Consider the following 21,707-nt stretch of genomic DNA (forward strand, 5'->3'; position numbering starts at 1 on the left):
GGCTGTGCCCCGCGTGAAAGTCAGGCGTTGGGGCGGTTCGGGTCGATGACCACGCGCAGCGCGTGCAGCTCATCGAGGAGGTCCTCGACGATGTACTGCAAGTCACGGGGCTCGGTGTTCATGTCGCTGTCGGCGCGGTCCAGCAGCGCGGACAGTCGGGCGTGGGCGTAGGCGAGCAGGTCGGCCGGGGTGGTCACTTGTCCTCCTCGTGCAGGAGGTGCGCGAGTGCGGCGCCCATCCCGAGGACGGCCACCGGGAGGGAGGCGACGGCGGTGGTGATGGTCCAGTGCGCCTCGACCATGTGCGCGGCCGTCATCAGGTGATAGGCCACCTGACCGGCCGCGCCGACGGCGAGGGACGCGATCGCGGACAGGCGGGCGAACCGGCGGGCGCGGACCGGAACGTTCGGGGACAGCCACACCCGCAGCGCGAACGCCGCGTACGTCTCGACCCCGATCGGGAGCGTGATCGCCGTGTTGATGGTCGACCAGTGCCCGTCAGCGACGATGCCGGGGAGCAGGTTCACCATTCCGAACCCGGTCAGCGTGCCCAGCCCGACCCACCCGGACCAGATGGCGACGAACGCCGGCAGAGCCAGCAGCAGCACCGGCCACGACCGCACCTTCCGGACCGGCTTCACCGGCTCCGGGGCGGGGTTCGTACCCGGGTACGCGGCACCCGTGACCAGCCCGAACGGCTCCGCGATGTTCGGGGCCGACGTGGGCCGGTCCGGCACCGGGGCGGGCTCGACGCCGGGGCTCGTACCCGGGTACGCCACCGTGTCCCGGGCTGTGTCCGGCGAGGTGTCGACGTCCGGCACCGGGGCCGGCGGGGCGGTGTCGACGTCGGGGACGGCGTGCAAGTGCCGACCGTCCGGCTCTACCGGCACCGGCTCGACGTCGGCAGGCTCGTCGTCAGCCAGCGGCGTGAGCCGGGCCAGGACGTCGGCGGTGAACTGTGCCCGAGCCCCGGTCGACACGTCCCCGGCGTCGGTCAGCAGAACCTTGGCCAGCCCCCACTCGATCGGCTCGGCCGACAGGGTCTGGCGGATCGTGTTCGCCTTGGCCGGGCCGATGTGCAGCTCCGCCATGAGCCGGTTGCGCGACGGCAACTCCCCCAGGTCGATACCCAGGTCCAGCGCACGGGCCAGCAGGCCGTCGACCGGCAGCGGGTACGCGCTGGCCCGGGTGAGGGTCGGGGCGCTCACTGGGCACCCCCGATCGTGTCGAGGAGGTTGTCGACGTCCGTCGCGGTCGCGGTGAATGCCTCGATGTGGCACACCGCCAGCCACACGCCGTTCTCGCGGGTCTCGGCCTCGATGCAGCGCTGCCAGTTGTCGCCCTCGACCTGGTAGACGCGCATGGTCGGGGCCGGCAGGCCCAACGCGTCGGCCCACATCGCGACCGTTTCGGGGTCAGAGACCGAGGCGCTGATGCGTCCGGCGTCCTTGGCCACGTACAGCGTCGTCGGCACCGGGCACCCGGCGGCCACCGCAGCGGTCAACCGGTCCCACACGGCCACCCGCACGGCCTCGATGTTCACGATGGTTGCGGTCACTTGGCACCCCCGACCACGCCAGCGGCGAACTGGCCGATCCCGGAAGCGATGTTCACGGCAACGTCGGCGGCGGCGTGCGGGTTGGTGATGATGAAGAACACGACGAACGCGGCGACGATGTACACGGGGACCTTCTTCACGACCGGTTCTCCTTCCGGGTGGTGGCGCGCAGGTTGGCGACGTGCAGGGGCAGCGTTGCGGCGGTGACCAGCAGGCCCGCCGGGTGCCCGTGCCAGGCGGCGACGGCACCGGCGACGCTGACGGCGGCCAGCAGCAGCGAGTAGACGGTTCGCATCAGGACTCCATTCCGGCGCAGGTCAGGCACTCACCGAACTTGCGCGGGATGTAGTAGGTGCGCTCGGTGCCGCAGGTGGAGCAGGTGCGCCGTGCCCGCAGGGCCTCACCGATCGCGGCGAGCTGCGCGGGGGTCGCGGTCCGCTTCGGGAGCGCCAGGGCGACGCGGTAGAGGTAGGCGGTACGAACCCCGCCGACACCGCGCCACAGGACCTGAGCGGCGATCTCCTGACCACCCGGGCGCAAGCCCTCAGCGCGGAGCTGCCGGCGGGTCGCCAGACCGGCCGGGGCCGACTTCCACGGGAACGTCGGCACCGGGTGCCGCAGGGCGTCGGGGTCGAAGAACGCGGCCCGGTAACGGGTCGCGATGGCCATCAGGCCACCGCCCGCAGGACCGGCACGCTCTCGAAGGTCGCGGCGCCGGACAGGGTCGCCGCGATGATGCGGCGACGCGTCCGGCGGGCGCGACGGCTGTCGAGGTCAACCACCAGCGCGTCGACGGCCAGCAGCGTCTCGTCCAGGTCGTCCAGCGCCAGGATGTCGGCCTCGATCTGCGGCCACTCGGCCTCGATGGCGGCCAGCTCCTGGGGCGTCGGGCCGTCCAGGAGGTCGAGCACGTGCACCTCGACCGTGTCGGCCTGGGTGGGTTCCGCGCTCACGACCCGCAGGCCGCGTCGTGGGATGCTGTTCATGGGTCTAACTCCCTTGGGTAAAGGTCAGTGGAGGCCCGAAACGAGGCCCGGCGGCGGCAACCGCTGGGCCTCACCTGTGAGCCGTGAAAACGTTGTAGGCCGCGCTAAGCGGCGCGGCAACGCGGTAAACGCGCTGCCGGATGACGTGCACGACACCGCCGGGAAGCCAGGTTCCGAAGCGGCTGACAACACCCCCGCCAGACCGGCGGGAGCTGGCACTACGCACGAACCTCAGTCGTGCCCGGCCACCTTCACGGGGAGGTGACAACCCCTGTTGCATGTCTTCCCTGTTGAGTTCTCAAAGACCAAGCCGCGACAGCAGCTCGCAGAGCGCACTCCACCCGAAGTGGCGTAATCGCCCCGGCGACCGACCGGCCGAGATCCAGCGGCGGAACCGCCGAGTCTCGTTTCGTATGGCCAAGTTGCAGCCATATCGACATGGTGCACCTACTGCATTAGGTATGTCAACAGCCTCCTTGGTGGCGGCGTGTCGATGTGGTGCACTAGGTGCCGTAGGCAAGTCAGGCTGACCTGGAGGGCTTGTTGAGCACCGTTACCGGACAACCCCATTACCAGCGGATTGCCGCTGACCTGCGTGCCAAGATCCTTGACGGCACGTACCCGCCCGGAAGCTCCCTACCCTCAGCGAAAAGGCTGATGGAGAGCTACGGCGTGTCCTCGACCGTGATCCGCGAAGCGACGGGAGCCCTACGGGTCGAGGGTGTCGTGCAGGGCCAGCCGGGCAAGGCTGTCTACGTCCTGCGGGAACCGGACGGAACCGGCGAGGCTGCTGGGTTGGACCTCACACGCACGGTCGGCGAGCTGGTCGAGACTGTTCGGCTTCTCAGTGAACGAGTTGCCGCGCTCGAAGGTGCTCGACCGTCGAAGCGGTGATCCTCGGTTCTGCGTGATCGCTGTCATGCATTGAGCGTGCCGCAGCGTCGGTCCATCGTGTAGATGACGTGGCTGGACATGGAAGGACGTGGGGCGTGTCCCAAGAGGACGGCAGGCAGTTCCGGCCCAACCTCGTGCTCATCGACCATCGGCGGCGACGTGGATGGGAGTCACGCCGCAAAGCCGCACGGGAGCTTCACAGGCTCGGGCAAAAGCACGGCATACGCGAGACTCCGGCGCTTGAGTCGATCGAGAAGGCAATGTACCGGCATGAGACGGGACGTGCGGCAATCACGGACCCGGTTTACCGCCAGCTCTATTGCCTCGCGTACGACGCAACGCCGCATGACCTCTTCGGCGCGTTTGAGGCAGTCGAGGACAGTCGCGACCACTTTGTCGTACGCTCCCACAAGTTCATCCCGACATTCGTGGGGACAGAGGCTGTCGTACGCCTCATTGCAGATCTGGATTTGACCCCACAGTTGGGCCAGTGGACAGACTGCCACTCAACTAGTGTCGAGCATCCGGGCGGGCCATGCGACATGTATGCGTGGCCATTCGGAGTGGTGATCTACCATCTCGTGGAAGAACTAGAGTTCCCAAACGTCGCAGCACTCGCCGTGTGGCGGCAAGCGTCGTACCGAGACAATATGTTGTGGACAAGCGATGACCTTGAGGCGCACCTGGGAACGCCGCACCCGGCGTCATACATCCTTGGTGCCTATTGGATGGTCAAACCTCTTTGGTCGGGTGGATTGCTCGACACGGCACTGCGCATCCTGTGTACGCCGAAGGTCCTACTCAGGCGGGACTCCGACGGAGACGGCACGCTTGGGCATGCCGAGCTGGTCGAACGTAGCCTGATGGCCGAGGGGTACGAGCATGGCGAGATCGTTGACTTTGGAATCAAGGGCGTCTCGTCGGGCTATGCCTCGTGGTCGGGAGTGGTCTACTACCCGACAGCGCCGGACCGAGCACTGACCGAGGGTGAGTTTGTAGCATGTGAACTGGCGACTCAATCCCTGTGGGCTTATTGTGAATTTCTCAATAGTCAGATTGAAGCCGGGCGTGATCCCGTCGTTCCACCTGAGTACGGTTGGCGGTTCCTGAGGGGAATGCGTTCACGAATGACAACCCCAAGGCCGCGAGAGACCGGACAGCATCGCTCTTTGCGGAACGCAGTATTGCAAACCAGTGATCTTGTGCCCCACCTCGCGCAGGCAATCGAGACGCTTCGCGAATTGAACGAAGGATGATGGAATGAGCCCCGTTCTGATCGTCGTAGACATGCAAAACGGTTTCGTTCGTGAGAAGTCAGCGCATGTTGTGCCGAAGGTTGTGGATCTCGTGGACCGCTGGCAGGCAGCCGGCGGCGACACGCTCTTTACGCGGTACATCAACTATCCGGGCAGCCCGTTCGAGCGGCTGATTAACTGGAGCAAGCTACAAACTCAGCCCGAAATCGACTTCGTGCCGGAGTTGACACAGTACGTGGCCCGAGCGACGGCGGTCCTCGACAAGCCGATCTACACCCCGTTCACCGAGGAAGGCGCGTCCCTGATCCAGCGCCACGGCTGGACGGACTTGTACATCTGTGGGCTGGCCACCGAGAGCTGCGTCCTGAAGACAGCCGTGGACGCGTTTGAACGCGACCTGACCCCTTGGATCATCGAGGACGCGTCGGGCAGTCACGCGGGCCAAGAGGCTCATGACGCAGGGGTGCTTGTCGCCGGTCGGTTCATCGGTCGAGGGCAGATCATCGACATGGCACGTGTCCCCGCCGGACTGCTGGCAGCGAAGCGTTGATCGGCGCGGGGAGAAAACCGGGAGAGGATCTTGGCGCGAACCGCTCTGGCAGCCTACGTAGACCGATCCATACCAACGCTTTGACCTGCGCGTTTATCCCGAACAGCAGGTGATCAAGGTGCCCGGACGTTCTTCGGGACGTAGAGGCCGTCGGTTCAAATCCGGCTACCCCGACAGAACGGAAGGCCAGGTCAGAGATTCTCTGACCTGGCCTTCCGCGTTACCGGGGATCCGAGGACCATTCACCATCACGGCACGAAAACGGGATGGCGGACCATGGCCCCTGGCCTCAGCCTTGGGAAGTGACTTACCAAGACAGTCCGGCCGGCCCCGCCTACGGCGCGCCCCCCGCGAAGAAGTCGAACAAGACACTCCTCATCGTGCTGGCCGTCGTTGGCGGGCTACTCCTGCTGTGCTGCGTCGGCGGCATCATCGCCGTGGTCGTCGGTGGTAACGAGGTCAAGAAGAAGGTCACCGCCAGCCACCAGGTCAGGTTCGAGGTCACCTCGACCGAGGCCGGCAGCGTGTCGGTGACCTATCTGGCGGGCACCACGACCGCCACGCTCTCCGACGAGGCGCTGCCCTTCTCGAAGACGATCACGATGAAGGAGTCGTTCGGCATCGTCAGCGTCAACGCCTCGGCGGCATCCGGGCGGATGAGCTGCAAGCTGTTCGTGGACGGCAAGGAGGTCAACAGCAACGAGAGCGACCTGATGGTCGACTGCGTGGCAACGGTCACACCGTAGGTCGATTATTCAGCCGGCAGGCGAGGGGTCGGCGGACCGTGCTCTCGCCTGGCGGCTCTCACGGTGGCGGGAGAACCGGGGCTCGACGTCAGTCGACCTGCCGCGTTGGGCGGCTGGTCGCAGGGGTCGGGCTGCGGTCGAACCCAAGGACGGCCGCGTAGGCGTCGGCCAGGTGGTGGATGGTCGAAGGATCGCGTGTGCCGGCCGCCATGTCCGCGATCTTCCTCAGAAGCGCGAGTTTCGCCGCGTCCGCGGCTTCAGTCAGATTCGCCATGCACTCAGCGTAACCTCAAGGTCACCCTGCTGGCGGCGCTGTCCGGAGTGGCCGGTGCCGCCGTCGCCCTGGCGCGGGTCGGCTGCCGCGCCCCCGGCTCCGCGGGAGGCACGACAGCCCATGGAAACTACTGGAACTTCGCCTTCAGGTCTTCGACCTTCTCCTTGATCGCGTCGCCGGCCTGTTCCAGCTTGCCTTTGGCCTGGTCGCCGACACCCTCAGCGCGCAGCTTGTCGTCGCCGGTCAGCTCGCCGAGCTTCTCCTTGGTCTTGCCGACCAGTTCGTCCTTCTTGCCCTCGAAACCCATGTCCAGCTCCCTTCCTAGCGTGCCTACGGGTTACCCGGCGCTTCCGGTGACCAAACCCTGGTGTGGGCCAGCCAACAGTGCCTGACTGGTCAGATTCCCAGTATCGAGAGATAGCTTGTCGGGGTGCCCCGCCGATACTTTGTGCTGCTCGGATGGCTGTCAGCCTTCGCGCCGCTGTCCATGGACATGTACCTCCCGGCCCTGCCAGCCCTGGGCCGGGAGTTCGGGGCGCCCGCGGCCGACGTGCAGCTCACCCTCACGGCGTGCCTGATCGGCCTCGCGGTCGGGCAGCTCGTCGCCGGCCCGCTCAGCGACCGGCTCGGCCGGAAGATCCCGCTCCTGACCGGGCTCGCCGTCTACGCCCTGGCGTCCCTGGCCTGCGCCGTGGCGAACAACGTCGAGGTCCTGATCGGGATGCGGCTCCTCCAGGGGCTCGCCGGAGCGGCCGGCATCGTGATCGCCCGCGCCATCGTCCGGGACCTCTACGAGGGCGTGACCGCCGTCCGGGTCCTCACCATCCTCATGATGATCAACGGGTTGGCCCCGATCCTGGCCCCGCTGGTCGGCGGCGAACTGCTGCGCTTCGGCACCTGGCGGCTCGCGTTCCATGTGCTGTCGCTGATCGGGGTCGGGCTGCTCGCCGCGACCTGGCGGTTCCCGGAGAGCCTGCCGGCCGAGCGCCGTCGGGCCAGCGCGTTCGCCAACTTCGGACTGGTACTCCGCGACAGGGTCTTCCTCGGCTACACCCTCGCGTGCGCGCTGGCCTTCGCCGCCCTGTTCGGCTACATCTCCGCTTCGCCGTTCGTGCTCCAGAACGTGTACGGCCTCAGCGCCCAGCAGTTCAGCTACGCGTTCGCGGCCAACGCCCTCACCCTCGTGGTGTTCGGGCAGGTCAACGGGATGCTGGTCAAGCGGGTCCGCGCCGTGGTGCTGCTGCGGGCCGGGCTCGGCGTCACCCTGCTCGGCGGGCTGCTCCTGCTGACGGCCGTCCTCGGCGGGCTGGGGCTGGGCGCGGTCCTGCCGGCGCTGGCGCTCGTGGTGGGCAGCATGGGCGTCATCTTCCCCAACCTGACGGTGTTGGCGATGGCCGATCACGGCGCGACGGCGGGCACGGCCTCGGCGGTGCTCGGGACCGTGCAGTACATCGTCGGGGCGGCGGCGGTACCGCTGGTGGGGCTGGCCGGGGACCACACGGCGCTGCCGATGGCGATCGTGGTGGCCTCGCTGGCGGCGGCGGCCGTCGCGGCGTACACGTTGACGCTCCGGCCCAGGGTGTCCCCGGCCTGAAGAGGTGGTTACGGCTTCTTCGTCGGGGTCGGCGTCGGAGCCGGCGGCAGCGCGGCCAACTGGAGCGCCGGCCCCCCGGACACCGGGCCCGGGAGCGGCACGCTGGCCGGTGGAGCGGCGGCTGCGCCCACCAGCACCAGAGTCCCGGCGGCGATCCGGGCCCCGGTCAGCACCCCGTCCGGGCTGAAGCAGTACGTCCCCGGGTCGACCGGGGCGGCGATCGACGCCGATGTGGACTCGACCGAGTAGCACGAGCCCGGGGCCTCGAACTTCGCCACCGCCACCGACAGCGCGGCCGACCTGCTGGTCAGCGGCGGCAGCCAGTCGGTGAACAGGTGCTGGACCCGCACGTCGTACTTCCCCGGCACCGGCGCGGCCAGCTTCACACAGGTGGCGGGGCCGGGGGTCGCCGGGGCGGTGACCGGGGCCACCCCGCACTGGTAGACGCCGTCCTTGACGCTGACCATCGAGATGTTCGCGGTGCCGCCGAGCGCGCCGTTCGGGATGTCGATCCGCCACGAGCCGTCCACGCCGAGCGCCACGTCCATCTTCCGCGCCGGCTGCCCCTTCGGCGTGTACGTGTACGACGCCGTGTACCGGTGGTCCAGCGCCGCGGCGACCAGGCCGGCGAGCTGCGCGCGGGGCTCCTGGGGCGCCACCGTCCTCGTGGCGGCCGCCCCGGGCTTGGGCGGCGGGCCGTCCGAGCAACCGGACAGGGGCACGGCGAGGACGCAGAGGGCCAGGAGGGCACGGACGGGGCGCATTCGATGATTGTGCCCGATCCCACAGCCACACTCTGGGACGCTCTCGGGCGGACGTCCCATCCACCGGTAAGGTGCAGGAAGTACCGCCAGCGTTAAGGAGCATCGTGGCACTCGTCGTGCAGAAATATGGTGGCTCCTCGGTCGGTGACGCCGAGCGCATCAAGCGCGTGGCCGAGCGCATCGTCGCCACGCGCAAGGCCGGCAACGACGTGGTCGTTGTGGTCTCCGCGATGGGCGACACGACCGATGAGCTTCTCGACCTCGCCAACCAGGTGAGTCCGCTGCCCCCTGGGCGCGAGCTGGACATGCTGCTCACCTCGGGTGAACGGATCTCGATGGCCCTGCTGGCCATGGCGATCCACAACCTCGGGTACGAGGCGCGGTCCTACACCGGGTCCCAGGCGGGCGTGATCACCACGTCCGTGCACGGCAAGGCGCGGATCATCGACGTCACCCCGGGCCGGCTGAAGACGGCCCTTGACGAGGGCGCGATCGCGATCGTCGCCGGGTTCCAGGGCGTCTCCCAGGACACCAAGGACATCACCACGCTCGGCAGGGGCGGCTCGGACACCACGGCCGTGGCCCTGGCCGCCGCGCTGCACGCCGACGTGTGCGAGATCTACACCGACGTGGACGGCGTGTTCAGCGCCGACCCGCGGATCGTGCCGGACGCCAAGAAGCTTGACACGATCACGTACGAGGAAATGCTCGAGATGGCGGCGACGGGCGCGAAGGTGCTCATGCTGCGGTGCGTGGAGTACGCCCGGCGGTTCAACATGCCGATCCACGTCCGTTCGTCTTACACCAACAAGCCCGGGACCATGGTCTCCGGTTCGATGGAGGATCTTCCCGTGGAGCAGGCACTCATCACCGGCGTCGCGCACGACCGGAGCGAAGCGAAGATCACGATCGTCGGCGCGCCCGACGAGCCGGGCACGTCCGCTGCCATCTTCCGCGCCGTCGCCGACGCCGAGATGAACATCGACATGATCGTGCAGAACAACTCCACGGAGGGTACTGGGCGCACGGACATCTCCTTCACCCTGCCGAAGGAGGACGGGGCCGCAGCGATGGCCGCGCTCCAGCGGGTACAGGAGAAGGTCGGTTTCAAGGGTCTGCTCTTCGACGACCACATCGGCAAGGTCTCGCTGGTCGGGGCCGGGATGCGCTCGCACCCGGGCGTGACGGCGATCTTCTGCGAGGCGCTGGCCAGCGCAGGCGTGAACATCGAGATCATCTCCACCTCGGAGATCCGGATCTCGGTCGTCTGCCGGGACACCGACCTGGACGCAGCGGTCCGCGCGATCCACGACGCCTTCGAGCTCGGCGGCGACGAAGAGGCCGTGGTCTACGCCGGCACCGGCCGATAGTCATGACCCGTCTCCCCACGCTGGCGGTCGTCGGCGCGACCGGCGCTGTCGGCACCGTCATGCTCGAACTGCTCAGCAGCCGCAAGAACGTCTGGGGCGAGATCCGGCTGATCGCGTCCGCGCGCTCGGCCGGCCGGAAGCTCTCGGTGCGCGGCGAGCAGGTCGAGGTCGTCGCGCTGACCCCGGAGGCGTTCGACGGGGTCGACGTCGCGATGTTCGACGTGCCCGACGAGGTGTCCGCCGAGTGGGCCCCGATCGCGGTGTCCAAGGGCGCGATCGCCGTCGACAACTCCGGCGCGTTCCGGATGGACAAGGACGTGCCGCTGGTCGTCCCCGAGGTCAACCCGGAGCACGTCCGCAACCGGCCGCGCGGCATCATCGCCAACGCGAACTGCACGACCCTGGCCATGATCCTGTCGCTGGCCCCGCTGCACCGCGAGTACGGGCTGCGCGAGCTGATGGTGTCCTCCTATCAGGCGGCGTCCGGTGCCGGCCAGATCGGCGTGGACACGCTGCACGACCAGTTGTCGAAGGTGGCCGGCGACCGGTCGGCCGGCACCCGCACCGGAGACGTCCGGCGCGTCGTCGGCGACGACCTCGGGCCGTTCCCGGCCCCGCTGGCGCTGAACGTGGTGCCGTGGGCGGGCTCGCTGCGCGACGGCGGCTGGTCCAGCGAGGAGCTGAAGATCCGCAACGAGTCGCGCAAGATCCTCGGATTGCCGGACCTGAAGGTGTCCGCGACGTGTGTCCGGGTGCCGGTGGTCACCGGGCACTCCGCGTCGCTGCACGCGATCTTCGGCTCCGAGGTGGACGCCGACCGGGCCCGGGAGGTCCTGGAGGCCGCGCCCGGCGTGGTCGTGTCGGACAACCCGGCCGAGGACGAGTTCCCGACCCCGGCGGATGCCGTGGGTACGGATCCCACCTGGGTCGGCCGGATCCGCCGGTCGCTGGACGATCCGCGGGCGCTGGACTTCTTCGTCGTGGGGGACAACCTGCGCAAGGGGGCGGCGTTGAACACGGCGCAGATCGCTGAGCTGATCGCGGCGGAGTGGCGCTAGGCACCACCTGAGACGGATGACGGCACCTGCCCTGCTGGGCGGGTGCCGTTTTCGTGTGCGCTGGCGCGTGGAGTGTCCCCTGAACTGGTCACCTTGCGGGAGGGGCTGCAATTTTGCACGCCCCATCGCGCCGCTTCCGGCATGTCGGTGATCCGCGCATCTCGGTGGCTGGGACGGATGGGGCGCATGGCGAACCGGAGTCGTGAGAGGGCGGTCGCAGGAGTGCGCGGCGAAGAGCGCGTTCGCCGGAGGGCTTCCTGCGGCGTCGACTTCTGGCTGGAGGATGTCGCCCCATCGCGGGCGGGCGGGAGTTCCGGCACGGAGAAGAGAGCCGGACGCCCGCGCCAGGAGCGGGGTCGCTCGCGCGCGGAATACCCGATGAGCTGCGGAAATGACGAGACGCATCTCACGTAGCGGGACGAATTGTCTGAGGGTTGGGTGATCACGTAACGTGGTCGTGTCATGTGGCGCGCGCATCTTCTCCTTCGCTGCCGCGGCGAGGCCTCTCAGGCCGGCACCTCGCCGCGGGTTCCGACGCGCCCCTAGGGCCCGTCCGACCGGTCGCTCTCGAGAAGTAACTCCCCAGAGCATGACCTCCCGGAAGGCGTGACATGTCGCCCTTTGACACCCAGAAGCCCAGCAAGATGCCGTTCGGCCGCTATCAGGCGTACCCGTTCAGCGTGGATCTGCCCGATCGACAGTGGCCGGGCCGGCGGATCGAGAAAGCCCCGCAGTGGTGTGCCGTCGATCTGCGCGACGGCAACCAGGCGCTGATCGACCCGATGTCCCCCGAGCGCAAGCGGCGGATGTTCCTGCTGCTGGTGAGCATGGGGTACAAGCAGATCGAGGTCGGCTTCCCGTCGGCCAGCCAGACCGACTTCGACTTCGTCCGGATGCTGATCGAGGACGGGCTGATCCCCGACGACGTGATCATCCAGGTGCTGACCCAGTGCCGCGAGCCGCTGATCGAGCGGACCTTCGAGTCCCTGCGCGGCGCGAAGCAGGCGATCGTGCACTTCTACAACTCGACGTCCGCGCTGCAACGCCGGGTCGTGTTCGGCCTGGACCGCGACGGCATCAAGGACATCGCGACGTCCGGCGCGCGGATGTGCCAGAAGTACGCGGAGATGCTGACACCCGACACCGAGATCTACTACGAGTACTCCCCCGAGTCCTACACCGGCACGGAGCTCGACTACGCGCTGGAGGTGTGCTCGGCCGTCATCGACGTCATCGAGCCCACCCCGGACCGGCCCCTGATCATCAACCTGCCGGCGACGGTCGAGATGGCCACCCCGAACCTGTACGCGGACTCGATCGAGTGGATGCACCGCAACCTGCCCAACCGGGAGTCGCTGATCCTGAGCCTGCACCCGCACAACGACCGGGGCACCGGCGTCGCGGCCGCCGAGCTGGGCGTCGCGGCCGGGGCCGACCGGGTCGAGGGCTGCCTGTTCGGCAACGGCGAGCGCACCGGCAACGTCGACCTGGTCACCCTGGGCCTGAACCTGTTCGCGCTGGGTATCGACCCGATGATCGACTTCTCGGGGATCGACGCCGTGAAGCGCACCGTGGAGTACTGCAACCAGCTGCCCGTGCACGAGCGGCACCCGTACGCCGGCGACCTGGTGTACACGGCCTTCTCCGGCTCGCACCAGGACGCGATCAAGAAGGGGCTCGCGGCTGTGGACCCCCGGCTGTGGGAGGTGCCCTACCTGCCGATCGACCCCGCCGACGTCGGGCGGTCCTACGAGGCGGTCATCCGGGTCAACTCGCAGTCCGGCAAGGGCGGCGTCGCGTACATCATGGAGTCCGAGCATCATCTGGTCCTGCCCCGCAGACTGCAGATCGAGTTCTCGGGCGTGGTGCAGCGGCACACCGACGGCGAGGGCGGCGAGGTGTCGCCGGCCGCGATGTGGCAGATCTTCGAAGCCGAGTACCTGACGCCGGGGCGGCTGCGGATCGACACGTATTCGACGTCCACGGCCGCGGGTAAGGCCGAGGTCACCGCGCAGACCACGCTGGGCGAGCTGACCGGTGTCGGCAACGGGCCGATCGCCGCGCTGGTGTCGGCGCTGTCCGCCGTGGACATCGACGTGACCGTCCTGGACTACGCCGAGCACGCGCTGGCCTCCGGCGGGGACGCCAAGGCCGCGGCGTACGTGGAGTGCGCGATCGGCGGGGAGACGTACTGGGGCGTCGGCGTGTCCGACAACATCGTGACGGCCTCGCTGCGCGCGGTGACCTCGGCCGTGAACCGGGCGGAGTAGGCGGCCAACCGCCCCACACGGTGATCAACTACACGAAGTTGCGGTTTCTCCCACCGGAGAATGCGCAACAACGTGTAGTTGATCACCGTAGGTGGTTAGGCGGCCGCCTTCGACGGCCCGGAGCGGAGGAGGACACCGGCCGTCAGGCCGCCGCACACCATCAGGCCGGCACAGAAGGCCATCGCGATCCTGTACCCGCTCGCGAAGGCCACCGCGTTCGTGTACGACCCCACCGACAGCCCCGCCAACGCCGGCAGCGCCGCCACCGACAACAACCCCGCAGCCCGGGACACCGCGTTGTTGATCCCGCTGGCCACCCCGGCGAACCGGTCGGGGGCCGCGGCCAGCACCCCGGCCGTCAACGGCGCGACCAGCGTCGTCATCCCGACTCCGAGGACGAGCACCCCGGGCAGCACCCGCAGCCAGTACGACTCGCCGGCACCGATCAGCAGCAGACACCCGGCCGCGCTGATCACCGGCCCGACGGTCAGCGGGATCCGCGGCCCGAGCCGGTGCCCGAGCGCGCCGGCCCGCGACGAGAAGAACAACAGGACCAGCGTGAACGGCAGCAGGGACAGGCCGGCGGCGAGCGCGGAGTACCCGGCGGAGACCTGGAGGAACACCGGGAGGAAGAAGGCGACGCCGTAGACGGCCGCGTACACGAAGAGGGTCACGCCGTTGATCACGCTGAACTCCCGGCTCCGGAACAGGTGCAGCGGGAGCATCGGGGCCGTGCTGCGGCGCTCGACATAGAGGAAGGCCACCCCGGCGACGATGCCGAGGAGTCCCGCCGGGAGGTTGCCCTCGATCAGGGCGTAGGTCGTGCTGCCCAGGCACACGGCGGTGAGCAGCGCGCCGGGGACGTCGAACCGCGCTCGGGCCTCCGGTGAACGGGTCTCAGGCGTGTACACCAGGGTCAGCACGACGGTCAGCACCGCCAGCGGGACGTTGATGTAGAAGACCCACCGCCAGCCGAGGGTGTCGATCAGCCAACCGCCGACGAACGGGCCGGCGGCGATCGCGATCCCGCCGAGGCCGGACCACGCGCCGATCGCCTTGCCGCGCTCGTCGGGGTCGAACACCGACTGGATGATCGCCAGCGACCCCGGCACCAGCAGCGCCGCGCCGATCCCCTGCAGGATCCGGGCCGCGATCAGCATGCCGATGCTGACCGACACCCCGCACAGCACCGACGCCAGCGTGAACCACACGACGCCGATCAGGAAGACCTGCCTGCGGCCGTACCGGTCGCCCAGTGCGCCACCGAGCAGCACGAACGCCGCGAGGGTCAGCGCGTAGCCGTTGACCGTCCACTGGAGTCCGTCGAGCCCGGCGTGCAGGTCCTTACCGAGGTGCGGCAGCGCGACGTTGACGACCGTCCCGTCGAGGATGGCCATGCCCGAGGCGAGCACGGTCGCGGCCAACGTCCCGCGACCCGCCGCCGACTTCAACAACATGGCCGAATTGTCCCTCAATCTGGCATGGATCGCAGGTATTCAGTTCCTTGCTTCGTTCCCGACGCTCCAGGACGCTTGAGGGGTGTCCTCCCTCACGCGCGGTATCGCACTCCTCGTCACCGCCGCCCTGGTCGGCGGCTGCGTCCAGCCGGCCACCGGCTCGTCCTCCGACAAACCCAGCAACTCCCCCGAGAAGGCCTCGACCGCCAAGCAGCAGCTCGCGGCCCTGAAGACCGCCGCGTCGCGGTCCATGGCGGGGTACAGCCGGGAGAAGTTCCCGCACTGGCGCTCCCAGGGCGACGGCTGCGACACCCGCGAGTTCGTCCTGAAGCGCGCGGGCAAGGCGGTCAAGACCGACAGCGCCTGCAAGGTCACGGCCGGCACCTGGCTCAGTCCGTACGACGACGCGAAGCACACCGTCGCCAACGACATGGACATCGACCACATGGTGCCGCTGGCCAACGCCTGGCGCTCCGGGGCCAACGACTGGACGAACGACAAGCGCAGCGACTTCGCCAACGATCTCGACCGACCACAACTCTTCGCGGTCACAGCTTCCGTGAACCGCGCCAAGGGTGACCAGGATCCTTCCACGTGGAAGCCCCCGAGCCGGGCATACTGGTGCAGTTACGCGGAGAGCTGGATCACAGTCAAGTCGTACTGGCAGCTCACCGTCACGGAAGCGGAGCGCACCGCGCTCACCGACATGCTGGGGACGTGCACATGACCTCACCCAAGCCTGGGCCCCCTCCGGGGCGGACCGCCGCACCACCGTCCACCCCTGCCGCTCCGGCGGCACCGGCGCCCCCGCCCGGCGGCACGCCCGCGGCCCCTGCCGCTCCGCCGGCTCCGGCCGCTCCCGCCGCCCCGGCGGCCGCCACGCCCGCCAAGGTGTTGAAGACCGACATCGTGGCTGGTCCCGGCGGGGTGATGACGGACGAGGCCGGCGTCGTGACCGGTGACCTGACCCTGTCGACAGCGTCGGAGCACGGCAGCGCGACGGTGAAGGTCCAGTACAAGGACGCCGAGGAGTGGTACACGGTCACGGGCTCGAAGGTGACGCTGCACAATCCCGCGGACGCGGAGGCGATCCACGCCCTGGCCGTGGGCCTGCTCAACCGCCCGGCCGGCTAGCCCGAGGCCGCACGACTGACCAGTCACCGGCGAGCGCTGTCCTCTGGGCCCGACGGTGACGACATTTTCGGGGAACCTGTCGGTCAGGTTCCCCGAAAGCGTCAGTTCCGGGCGAGTACCCCCGCGTCGATCTCCGCCGTGAAGTGGCACGCCACCTTGTGGCCGGGGCGCACCTCGACCAGCTCCGGCCGCTCGGTCGCGCACTTGGCCTGCGCCCACGGGCAGCGGGTGTTGAACCGGCAGCCCGACGGCGGGTTGGCCGGCGACGGCAGGTCGCCCCGGAGCAGGATCCGCTCCCGCCGGTCCTCGACCTCCGGGTCGGGCACGGGCACGGCCGACATCAGCGCCCGGGTGTACGGATGCAGCGGCGTCGCGTACAGCTCCCGGGACGGGGCCTCCTCGACGAGCCCGCCCAGGTACATCACGCCGACGACGTCGGAGATGTGCTTGACGACGGCGAGGTCGTGGGCGATCACGAGGTAGGTCAGGCCCAGTTCGGCCTGGAGCTCCTCCAGCAGGTTGATGACCTGGGCCTGGATGGACACGTCGAGGGCCGAGACCGGTTCGTCGGCGACGATCAGCTCGGGGCCGAGGACCAGGGCCCGGGCGATGCCGATCCGCTGGCGTTGGCCACCGGAGAACTCGTGCGGGTACCGGGACATGGCCCACCGGGGCAGCCCGACCGCGTCCAGGGTCTCCATCACCTTGGTCCGCCGTTGCGCGGCGTTGACACCGAGGCCGTGCGCGACCAGTCCCTCGGTGAGGATGGACTCGACGTTCTGCCGGGGATCCAGGCTGGACATCGGATCCTGGAAGATCATCTGCATCCGGCGCCGACTCTTCCGCAGCGCCTCGCCGTTCAGCGCCGCGACGTCCACGCCGTCGAACACGACCCGGCCGGCGGTGACCGGGCTGAGCCGCAGCAGCGCCCGGCCGAGGGTCGACTTGCCGCAGCCCGACTCGCCGACCAGGCCGTACGTGCCACCCCGGGGGACTTCGAGGTCGACGCCGTCGACGGCGTACACGTGGCCGACCGTGCGGTCGAACAGGACGCCGCGCCGGATCGGGAAGTGCACCTTGAGGCCCTGCACGGACAACAGCGTCATACCCGCTCCTCGTGGCTCACCGGGTTCACGCACCGGCACAGATGCCCCGTGAACGTGTCCTCCAACTCCGGCGCCCCGCCGACGCACCTCTCGACCGCCCGGTCGCACCGGGGCTGGAACGCGCAGCCCTTCGCCCACGGCAGCGCGTCGCGCACCGACCCGCGGATCGGCCGCAGCGCCTCGTCGACGTCGGCGTCGAGCCGGGGAATCGACCCCAACAAGCCATGGGTGTACGGATGCCGGGGCGCCGCGAACAACGGCCTCCTCCCGGCCGCCTCGATCACCCGCCCCGAGTAGAGGACGTTGACGGTGTCGCACAGCCCGGCGACCACCCCGAGATCGTGGGTGATCATGATCATGGAGGTGCCGAACTCCCGGACCAGGTCCTTGAGCAGCTCGAGGATCTGCGCCTGGATCGTCACGTCGAGCGCGGTCGTCGGCTCGTCGGCGATCAGGAGCCGGGGCCGGCACGCGACGGCCATCGCGATCAGCGCGCGCTGCCGCATCCCGCCGGAGAGCTGGTGCGGATACTCCCGCAGCCGACGCTTCGGGTCCGGGATGCCGACCCGGTCGAGCAGTTCGGCCGCCTCCCGGGTCGCAGCGTCGCCCTTGAGCCCCCGGTGCCGGCGGAGCACCTCGGTGACCTGCAGCCCGATGGAGATCACCGGGTTCAGCGAGGACAGCGGGTCCTGGAAGATCATGGCCACGTCCCGGCCGCGGACGTCGCGCATGGCGCCCGGGTCGAGCTGGAGCAGGTCGGTGCCCTCGAAAAGGGCCTTGCCGCCGAGTCGGACGCCGCGCCGGGGCAGCAGCCCCATGATCGCCAGCGACGTCACGCTCTTGCCGCAGCCGGACTCGCCGACCAGGCCGACGATCTTGCCCTCCTCGACCGTGAAGCTCACCCCGTCGACCGCGAGCACGTCGGGCTCGCCGCGTCGGGTGAACGCCACGGTCAGGTCCTGCACGTCGAGCAGGCTCATGGTCACCGCCGGAGCTTCGGGTCGAGGGCCTCGCGCATCGACTCACCCAGCAGGGTGAACCCGAGCGCCGTGATGATGATCGCGACCGCGGGGAAGATGGACAGCCGGGGCGCGACGGACAGGTAGCGCTGCGCGTCGGCCAGCATGACCCCCCATTCCGGGTACGACGAGTTGGCGTTGCCCAGCCCGAGGAACGACAGCCCGGCCGCCTCGATGATCGCCACGGCCAGGGTCAGCGTGGCCTGCACGATCACGGGTGCGATCGAGTTGGGCACGATGTGGCTGAACACGATCCTGGGCTTGCGGACGCCGAGCGCCGTCGAGGCCAGCACGTAGTCCGAGTGGGCCTGGGCGAGCATGGAGCCCCGGAGCAGCCGGGCGAAGATCGGCACGTTGATCGTCCCGACGGCGATCATCACCGTGGGCAGCCCGTTGCCGATCATGGCGGCGAGGCTGATCGCGAGCAATAGGCCCGGTACCGACAGCAGGATGTCGATGAACCGCATGATCACGGAGTCGATCCAGCCGCCGACCCGGCCACCCAGCCCGGCTGCCGTGCCAGAGGCGATCCCGAGCGCCGCGCCGATGACCAGCCCGAACACCGTCGCCAGCACCCCGACCAGCAGCGAGATCCGCGCGCCGATCACGAGCCGGCTGAACTCGTCGCGGCCGAGGCTGTCCACGCCGAGCAGGTTGCCGGACCGGGGGCCGGGGAACAGGCCCATCGACTCGCTGATGTCGCCCCGCCAGGTCTGGGCGACCGGGTCGTGCGGCGCGAACAGCGGGCCGAGCAGCGCGATCAGCAGGAATACCGCGATGATCACGGCGCCGACGATGGCCGTGGGGCTGCGCCGGACCCGCTTGAACGCGACCCGCCACAGGCTCTCGCCGGTCTCCGCCCGGGTGCCGGCCAGCTCGGCGAGCTGGTCGATCCGGTCCTTCTTCCGACTCATCGCACCCTCACCCGTGGGTCGATCAATCCATAGGAGACGTCCACGGCGAGGTTCACCAGGACGTAGACGAGCGCGATCATCATGATGAAGCCCATCAGTACCGGATAGTCGCGGAACTCGATGGAGTCCCGCAGGAACGAGCCGATCCCGCCGAACGCGAACACCGTCTCCGTCAGCACCGCGCCGGACAGCAGCCCGCCGACCGCCAGGCCGATGACCGTGGCCACCGGGAGCAGGGCGTTGCGCAGGATGTGCCGGCCGCGCACGGTCCGCTCGGTCAGGCCCTTGGCCTCGGCGGTGCGCACGTAGTCCTCGCCGACGACCTCCAGGACACTGGCCCGGGTCATCCGCACGATGATCGCGAACGGGATGCTCGCCAGGGCGATCCCCGGCAGCACCAGGTGCAGCAGCGCGTCACCGGCCGCGTCCCACTCCCGGGTGATCAACCCGTCGAGGACGAACATGCCGGTCACGTGGGTGGCCTCGAGCAGGTCGCTCTGCCGGCCGGAGGACGGGAAGACGTGCAGGTACTCGGAGAAGATCGCCTTGAGCACGTAGGCGAGGAAGAACACCGGCACGCACACGCCGAGCAGCGAGCCCATCACCGTGCCGTTGTCGAGCCAGCTCCCCCGGCGGCGGGCGGCCATGTAGCCCAGCGGGATGCCGATCCCGATCGCGATGACCAGGGCTGTGACCGTCAACTCCAGGGTCGCCGGGAACCGTTGGCCGAACTCGGTCATCACCGGCCGGCCGGTCTGGATCGAGGTACCGAAGTCGAAGGCCACGAGCTTGCGCATGAACCGGCCGTACTGCACCCAGATCGGCTCGTCGAGGCCGAGGGACGCCCGGATCTGGGCCCGGCGCTCCTCGGTGGCCCGCTCGCCCAGGATCGAGGTCTCGGGGCCGCCGGGCAGCCGGTGCAGCCAGATGAACAGGAGCAACGACAGGCCGAACATGGTCGGTACCAGTTGCAGCAGCCGCCGGACGATGAAGCGAATCAAGAGGGACCTCCAGGACCGGCGCGGCACCCCTGATCGCTCAGGGGTGCCGCAACCGTGGCCGTCAGGACGTGAACTCGGCCGTGTAGAACTTCTCGTCGGTCAGCGGGCTCGGCTTGACGCCCTTGACGTTCTTGGCGAACGCGATCGACGGCGGGGAGGAGGACAGCGGCACACCGGGGAGGAACTCCATGATCTGCTTGTTGATGTCCTTGTACATCTCGATCCGCTTCTCGCGGCTCGGCTCGATGTCCACCTTCGCCAGGGCGTCGCGCAGAGCGACGTTGTCGAAGCTCCACTCGGGCTTCTGCCGGCCGAAGAACGTGCCGACGAAGTTGTAGCCCTCGTTGTAGTCACCGGTCCAGCCGACGATCCACAGGTCCGGCTTGCCGGCCCGGACGTCGTCCAGGTAGGTCGGCGACCACTTCTCCGGCACCGGGGTCACCTTGATCCCGGCCTCTTCCAGCCCGGCCTTGAGGATCTCGAAGATGTCCTTCGGGTTCGGCATGTACGGCCGGGTGACCTCGGTCGGGTAGTAGAACTTCAGCTCGACCCCGGTCGCGCCGGCCTCGGCCAGCAGGCTCTTGGCCTTGGCGACGTCGTGCGGGTACTTCTTCACGTCCGACGCGTAGCCCTCGACCGAGTCCGGCATGAACTGGTCGGCGACCTTGGCACCGTTCGGCAGCTTCGACTTGACCAGCGCCTCGCGGTCCACCGCGTAGGCGATGGCCTGCCGGACCCTGACGTCGGCGAGCTTCGGGTTGTCCTGACCCATGCCCAGGTAGAGGATGTTGAACGGCGGGCGGGCCGGGACGTCGAAGCCCTTGCTGGTCAGCGAGGGCACGTCGGCCGGGGCGACCAGGTCGTAGCCCTGGATCTCACCGGCTTCGAGGGCCTGGCGACGGGCGTTCTCGTCCGGGATCGCGCGGAAGATCAGCTTGGCGATCTTGGCCTTGTCACCCCAGTAGCCGTCGTTGCGCTCCATGGTGATCTTCTTGTTCGCCCGGTCCCAGCTGACGAACTTGAACGGGCCGGTGCCCACCATCTTCTCGAGCGCGTACTTCGGGTACGTCAGGTTCTTGGCGTCCCCGCTCATCGACTCGTTCGCGTACTCCGCGAGGGCCTTCGGGCTCTGGATCGACATCGCCGGCAGCGTGAACGCGCCCGGCAGCCGGCTCGTCGGCTTGTTCAGGGAGATCACCGCGGTGTTCGAGTCCTTCGCGGCGCAGCTCTTGAAGTTCGACGGCGGCGCGGTCGGGCTCTCGCTCTTCGCGAAGCCGCCGAAGGTGTCCAGCCAGTACTCCGCGACGTTCTGGTACAGGCCGGTGAAGTTGAACCAACGGTTGAAGTTCTGGCAGACCGCGTCGGCGTTGAAGTCCGTGCCATCGTGGAACTTGACGCCCTTGCGCAGGTTGAACGTCCACACCGTGCCATCCGGGGAGACGTCCCACTTCTCGGCGAGGCGGGGCACGAGCTTCGCGGAACCCTGCTCGTTGCCGATCAGGGTCTCCAGGACCTGCCGCGGCGGACGGTAGGTCTCGCCGTCCGTGGCCAGGGCCGGGTCCAGCACCTTGGGCTCGCCCGCGGTACCGAAGACGAGGGTCTTGTCCTTGCTGGTCGAACTGTTATCGCGCTTGCTCTCGGCGCAACCGGCGATGCCGACGGTCAATGCCGCGATCGCCGCGACCGCGCAAGCGGTCCTGAACCTGCTTCGTTGCATGATTCCACCTCGGCTGTGACTGGGGTCACTCTCTGGAAGG

At 68.8% G+C, this 21,707-nt stretch carries 26 protein-coding genes and 1 pseudogene; 10 read left to right on the forward strand and 17 right to left on the reverse strand.

Annotated elements, in window-relative coordinates:
* Positions 1–20: 20 nt before the first annotated feature.
* The 7 genes from IW245_RS27450 to IW245_RS27480 are packed head-to-tail and all read right to left on the reverse strand — an operon-like array spanning position 21 to position 2,543.
* Positions 21–197: a hypothetical protein gene (locus IW245_RS27450; protein WP_197006046.1), complete on the reverse strand. Its 177-nt coding sequence runs from the start codon at positions 195–197 to the stop codon at positions 21–23.
* Positions 194–1,207, reverse strand: coding sequence for an ABC transporter permease (locus IW245_RS27455; RefSeq protein WP_197006047.1), 1,014 nt, complete (start codon positions 1,205–1,207; stop codon positions 194–196). Before IW245_RS27455 ends, IW245_RS27450 begins: the two co-directional genes overlap by 4 nt.
* Positions 1,204–1,557 carry a hypothetical protein gene (locus tag IW245_RS27460; RefSeq protein WP_197006048.1) on the reverse strand — a complete coding sequence of 118 codons (354 nt, stop codon included), beginning with the start codon at positions 1,555–1,557 and terminating at the stop codon, positions 1,204–1,206. Before IW245_RS27460 ends, IW245_RS27455 begins: the two co-directional genes overlap by 4 nt.
* On the reverse strand, positions 1,554–1,697 hold the full coding sequence (locus IW245_RS27465) for a hypothetical protein (protein WP_197008953.1): 144 nt from the start codon (positions 1,695–1,697) through the stop codon (positions 1,554–1,556). Before IW245_RS27465 ends, IW245_RS27460 begins: the two co-directional genes overlap by 4 nt.
* The gene (locus IW245_RS27470; protein WP_197006049.1) at positions 1,694–1,852 is read right to left on the reverse strand and encodes a hypothetical protein; all 159 of its coding nucleotides are present in this window, start codon (positions 1,850–1,852) and stop codon (positions 1,694–1,696) included. The genes IW245_RS27465 and IW245_RS27470 overlap by 4 nt, the downstream gene beginning before the upstream one ends.
* Positions 1,852–2,226 (reverse strand): RRQRL motif-containing zinc-binding protein, encoded by a 375-nt coding sequence (locus IW245_RS27475; RefSeq protein WP_197006050.1) that lies wholly within the window; start codon positions 2,224–2,226, stop codon positions 1,852–1,854. Before IW245_RS27475 ends, IW245_RS27470 begins: the two co-directional genes overlap by 1 nt.
* Entirely contained in the window at positions 2,226–2,543 is a 318-nt protein-coding gene (locus IW245_RS27480) for a DUF6284 family protein (protein ID WP_197006051.1), read from the reverse strand. Before IW245_RS27480 ends, IW245_RS27475 begins: the two co-directional genes overlap by 1 nt.
* A gap of 543 nt (positions 2,544–3,086) precedes the next feature.
* Here IW245_RS27480 and IW245_RS41800 point away from each other — a divergent pair.
* A pseudogene (locus IW245_RS41800) lies at positions 3,087–3,242 on the forward strand (winged helix-turn-helix domain-containing protein); the annotation flags it as partial.
* 9 nt (positions 3,243–3,251) lie between these two features.
* Here IW245_RS41800 and IW245_RS41000 read toward each other — a convergent pair.
* The gene (locus tag IW245_RS41000; RefSeq protein WP_231398956.1) at positions 3,252–3,464 is read right to left on the reverse strand and encodes a hypothetical protein; all 213 of its coding nucleotides are present in this window, start codon (positions 3,462–3,464) and stop codon (positions 3,252–3,254) included.
* Between the two features lie 68 nt (positions 3,465–3,532).
* Between IW245_RS41000 and IW245_RS27490 the strand changes: the two genes are divergently transcribed.
* The 3 genes from IW245_RS27490 to IW245_RS27500 all read left to right on the forward strand — a co-directional run bounded on the left by IW245_RS27490 (position 3,533) and on the right by IW245_RS27500 (position 5,989).
* On the forward strand, positions 3,533–4,693 hold the full coding sequence (locus IW245_RS27490; RefSeq protein ID WP_197006053.1) for a hypothetical protein: 1,161 nt from the start codon (positions 3,533–3,535) through the stop codon (positions 4,691–4,693).
* A gap of 4 nt (positions 4,694–4,697) precedes the next feature.
* On the forward strand, positions 4,698–5,243 hold the full coding sequence (locus IW245_RS27495) for a cysteine hydrolase family protein (protein ID WP_197006054.1): 546 nt from the start codon (positions 4,698–4,700) through the stop codon (positions 5,241–5,243).
* Positions 5,244–5,545: 302 nt separating this feature from the next.
* Positions 5,546–5,989, forward strand: a complete 444-nt coding sequence (locus tag IW245_RS27500; protein WP_197006055.1) for an MmpS family transport accessory protein — start codon at positions 5,546–5,548, stop codon at positions 5,987–5,989.
* Between the two features lie 88 nt (positions 5,990–6,077).
* Here IW245_RS27500 and IW245_RS27505 read toward each other — a convergent pair whose 3' ends face one another.
* Positions 6,078–6,263 carry a hypothetical protein gene (locus tag IW245_RS27505; protein ID WP_197006056.1) on the reverse strand — a complete coding sequence of 62 codons (186 nt, stop codon included), beginning with the start codon at positions 6,261–6,263 and terminating at the stop codon, positions 6,078–6,080.
* A gap of 127 nt (positions 6,264–6,390) precedes the next feature.
* Positions 6,391–6,570, reverse strand: coding sequence for a CsbD family protein (locus IW245_RS27510; RefSeq protein ID WP_197006057.1), 180 nt, complete (start codon positions 6,568–6,570; stop codon positions 6,391–6,393).
* 123 nt (positions 6,571–6,693) lie between these two features.
* Here IW245_RS27510 and IW245_RS27515 point away from each other — a divergent pair, with 123 nt between their 5' ends.
* A complete protein-coding gene (locus IW245_RS27515; protein WP_233472943.1) occupies positions 6,694–7,857 on the forward strand; it encodes a multidrug effflux MFS transporter in 1,164 nt (387 codons plus the stop codon).
* Positions 7,858–7,865: 8 nt separating this feature from the next.
* Here IW245_RS27515 and IW245_RS27520 read toward each other — a convergent pair whose 3' ends face one another.
* Positions 7,866–8,621, reverse strand: a complete 756-nt coding sequence (locus IW245_RS27520) for a hypothetical protein (RefSeq protein ID WP_197006058.1) — start codon at positions 8,619–8,621, stop codon at positions 7,866–7,868.
* Between the two features lie 104 nt (positions 8,622–8,725).
* Between IW245_RS27520 and IW245_RS27525 the strand changes: the two genes are divergently transcribed.
* From IW245_RS27525 to leuA, 3 genes are all read left to right on the forward strand, one after another.
* Positions 8,726–9,991 carry an aspartate kinase gene (locus tag IW245_RS27525; RefSeq protein WP_197006059.1) on the forward strand — a complete coding sequence of 422 codons (1,266 nt, stop codon included), beginning with the start codon at positions 8,726–8,728 and terminating at the stop codon, positions 9,989–9,991.
* A 2-nt stretch (positions 9,992–9,993) separates the two neighbouring features.
* On the forward strand, positions 9,994–11,049 hold the full coding sequence (locus IW245_RS27530; RefSeq protein WP_197006060.1) for an aspartate-semialdehyde dehydrogenase: 1,056 nt from the start codon (positions 9,994–9,996) through the stop codon (positions 11,047–11,049).
* Positions 11,050–11,660: 611 nt separating this feature from the next.
* The gene (gene leuA / locus IW245_RS27535; protein ID WP_197006061.1) at positions 11,661–13,319 is read left to right on the forward strand and encodes a 2-isopropylmalate synthase; all 1,659 of its coding nucleotides are present in this window, start codon (positions 11,661–11,663) and stop codon (positions 13,317–13,319) included.
* A gap of 95 nt (positions 13,320–13,414) precedes the next feature.
* Here leuA and IW245_RS27540 read toward each other — a convergent pair whose 3' ends face one another.
* Positions 13,415–14,776, reverse strand: coding sequence for an MFS transporter (locus IW245_RS27540; protein ID WP_197006062.1), 1,362 nt, complete (start codon positions 14,774–14,776; stop codon positions 13,415–13,417).
* A gap of 82 nt (positions 14,777–14,858) precedes the next feature.
* Here IW245_RS27540 and IW245_RS27545 point away from each other — a divergent pair, with 82 nt between their 5' ends.
* Both IW245_RS27545 and IW245_RS27550 read left to right on the forward strand, forming a co-directional pair.
* The gene (locus IW245_RS27545) at positions 14,859–15,503 is read left to right on the forward strand and encodes an HNH endonuclease family protein (RefSeq protein WP_197006063.1); all 645 of its coding nucleotides are present in this window, start codon (positions 14,859–14,861) and stop codon (positions 15,501–15,503) included.
* A gap of 164 nt (positions 15,504–15,667) precedes the next feature.
* The gene (locus IW245_RS27550) at positions 15,668–15,910 is read left to right on the forward strand and encodes a hypothetical protein (protein WP_233472944.1); all 243 of its coding nucleotides are present in this window, start codon (positions 15,668–15,670) and stop codon (positions 15,908–15,910) included.
* A gap of 101 nt (positions 15,911–16,011) precedes the next feature.
* Here IW245_RS27550 and IW245_RS27555 read toward each other — a convergent pair whose 3' ends face one another.
* From IW245_RS27555 to IW245_RS27575, 5 genes are all read right to left on the reverse strand, one after another.
* Positions 16,012–17,016, reverse strand: a complete 1,005-nt coding sequence (locus tag IW245_RS27555; RefSeq protein WP_197006064.1) for an ABC transporter ATP-binding protein — start codon at positions 17,014–17,016, stop codon at positions 16,012–16,014.
* On the reverse strand, positions 17,013–17,996 hold the full coding sequence (locus tag IW245_RS27560) for an ABC transporter ATP-binding protein (protein ID WP_197008708.1): 984 nt from the start codon (positions 17,994–17,996) through the stop codon (positions 17,013–17,015). Before IW245_RS27560 ends, IW245_RS27555 begins: the two co-directional genes overlap by 4 nt.
* 2 nt (positions 17,997–17,998) lie before the next feature.
* Entirely contained in the window at positions 17,999–18,949 is a 951-nt protein-coding gene (locus IW245_RS27565) for an ABC transporter permease (protein ID WP_197006065.1), read from the reverse strand.
* Entirely contained in the window at positions 18,946–19,950 is a 1,005-nt protein-coding gene (locus IW245_RS27570) for an ABC transporter permease (protein WP_197006066.1), read from the reverse strand. The genes IW245_RS27565 and IW245_RS27570 overlap by 4 nt, the downstream gene beginning before the upstream one ends.
* A 61-nt stretch (positions 19,951–20,011) precedes the next feature.
* Positions 20,012–21,667: an ABC transporter substrate-binding protein gene (locus IW245_RS27575; protein WP_197006067.1), complete on the reverse strand. Its 1,656-nt coding sequence runs from the start codon at positions 21,665–21,667 to the stop codon at positions 20,012–20,014.
* Positions 21,668–21,707 lie beyond the last annotated feature (40 nt).

It is taken from the genome of Longispora fulva, assembly GCF_015751905.1.
Classification (GTDB): Bacteria; Actinomycetota; Actinomycetes; order Mycobacteriales; family Micromonosporaceae; genus Longispora; species Longispora fulva.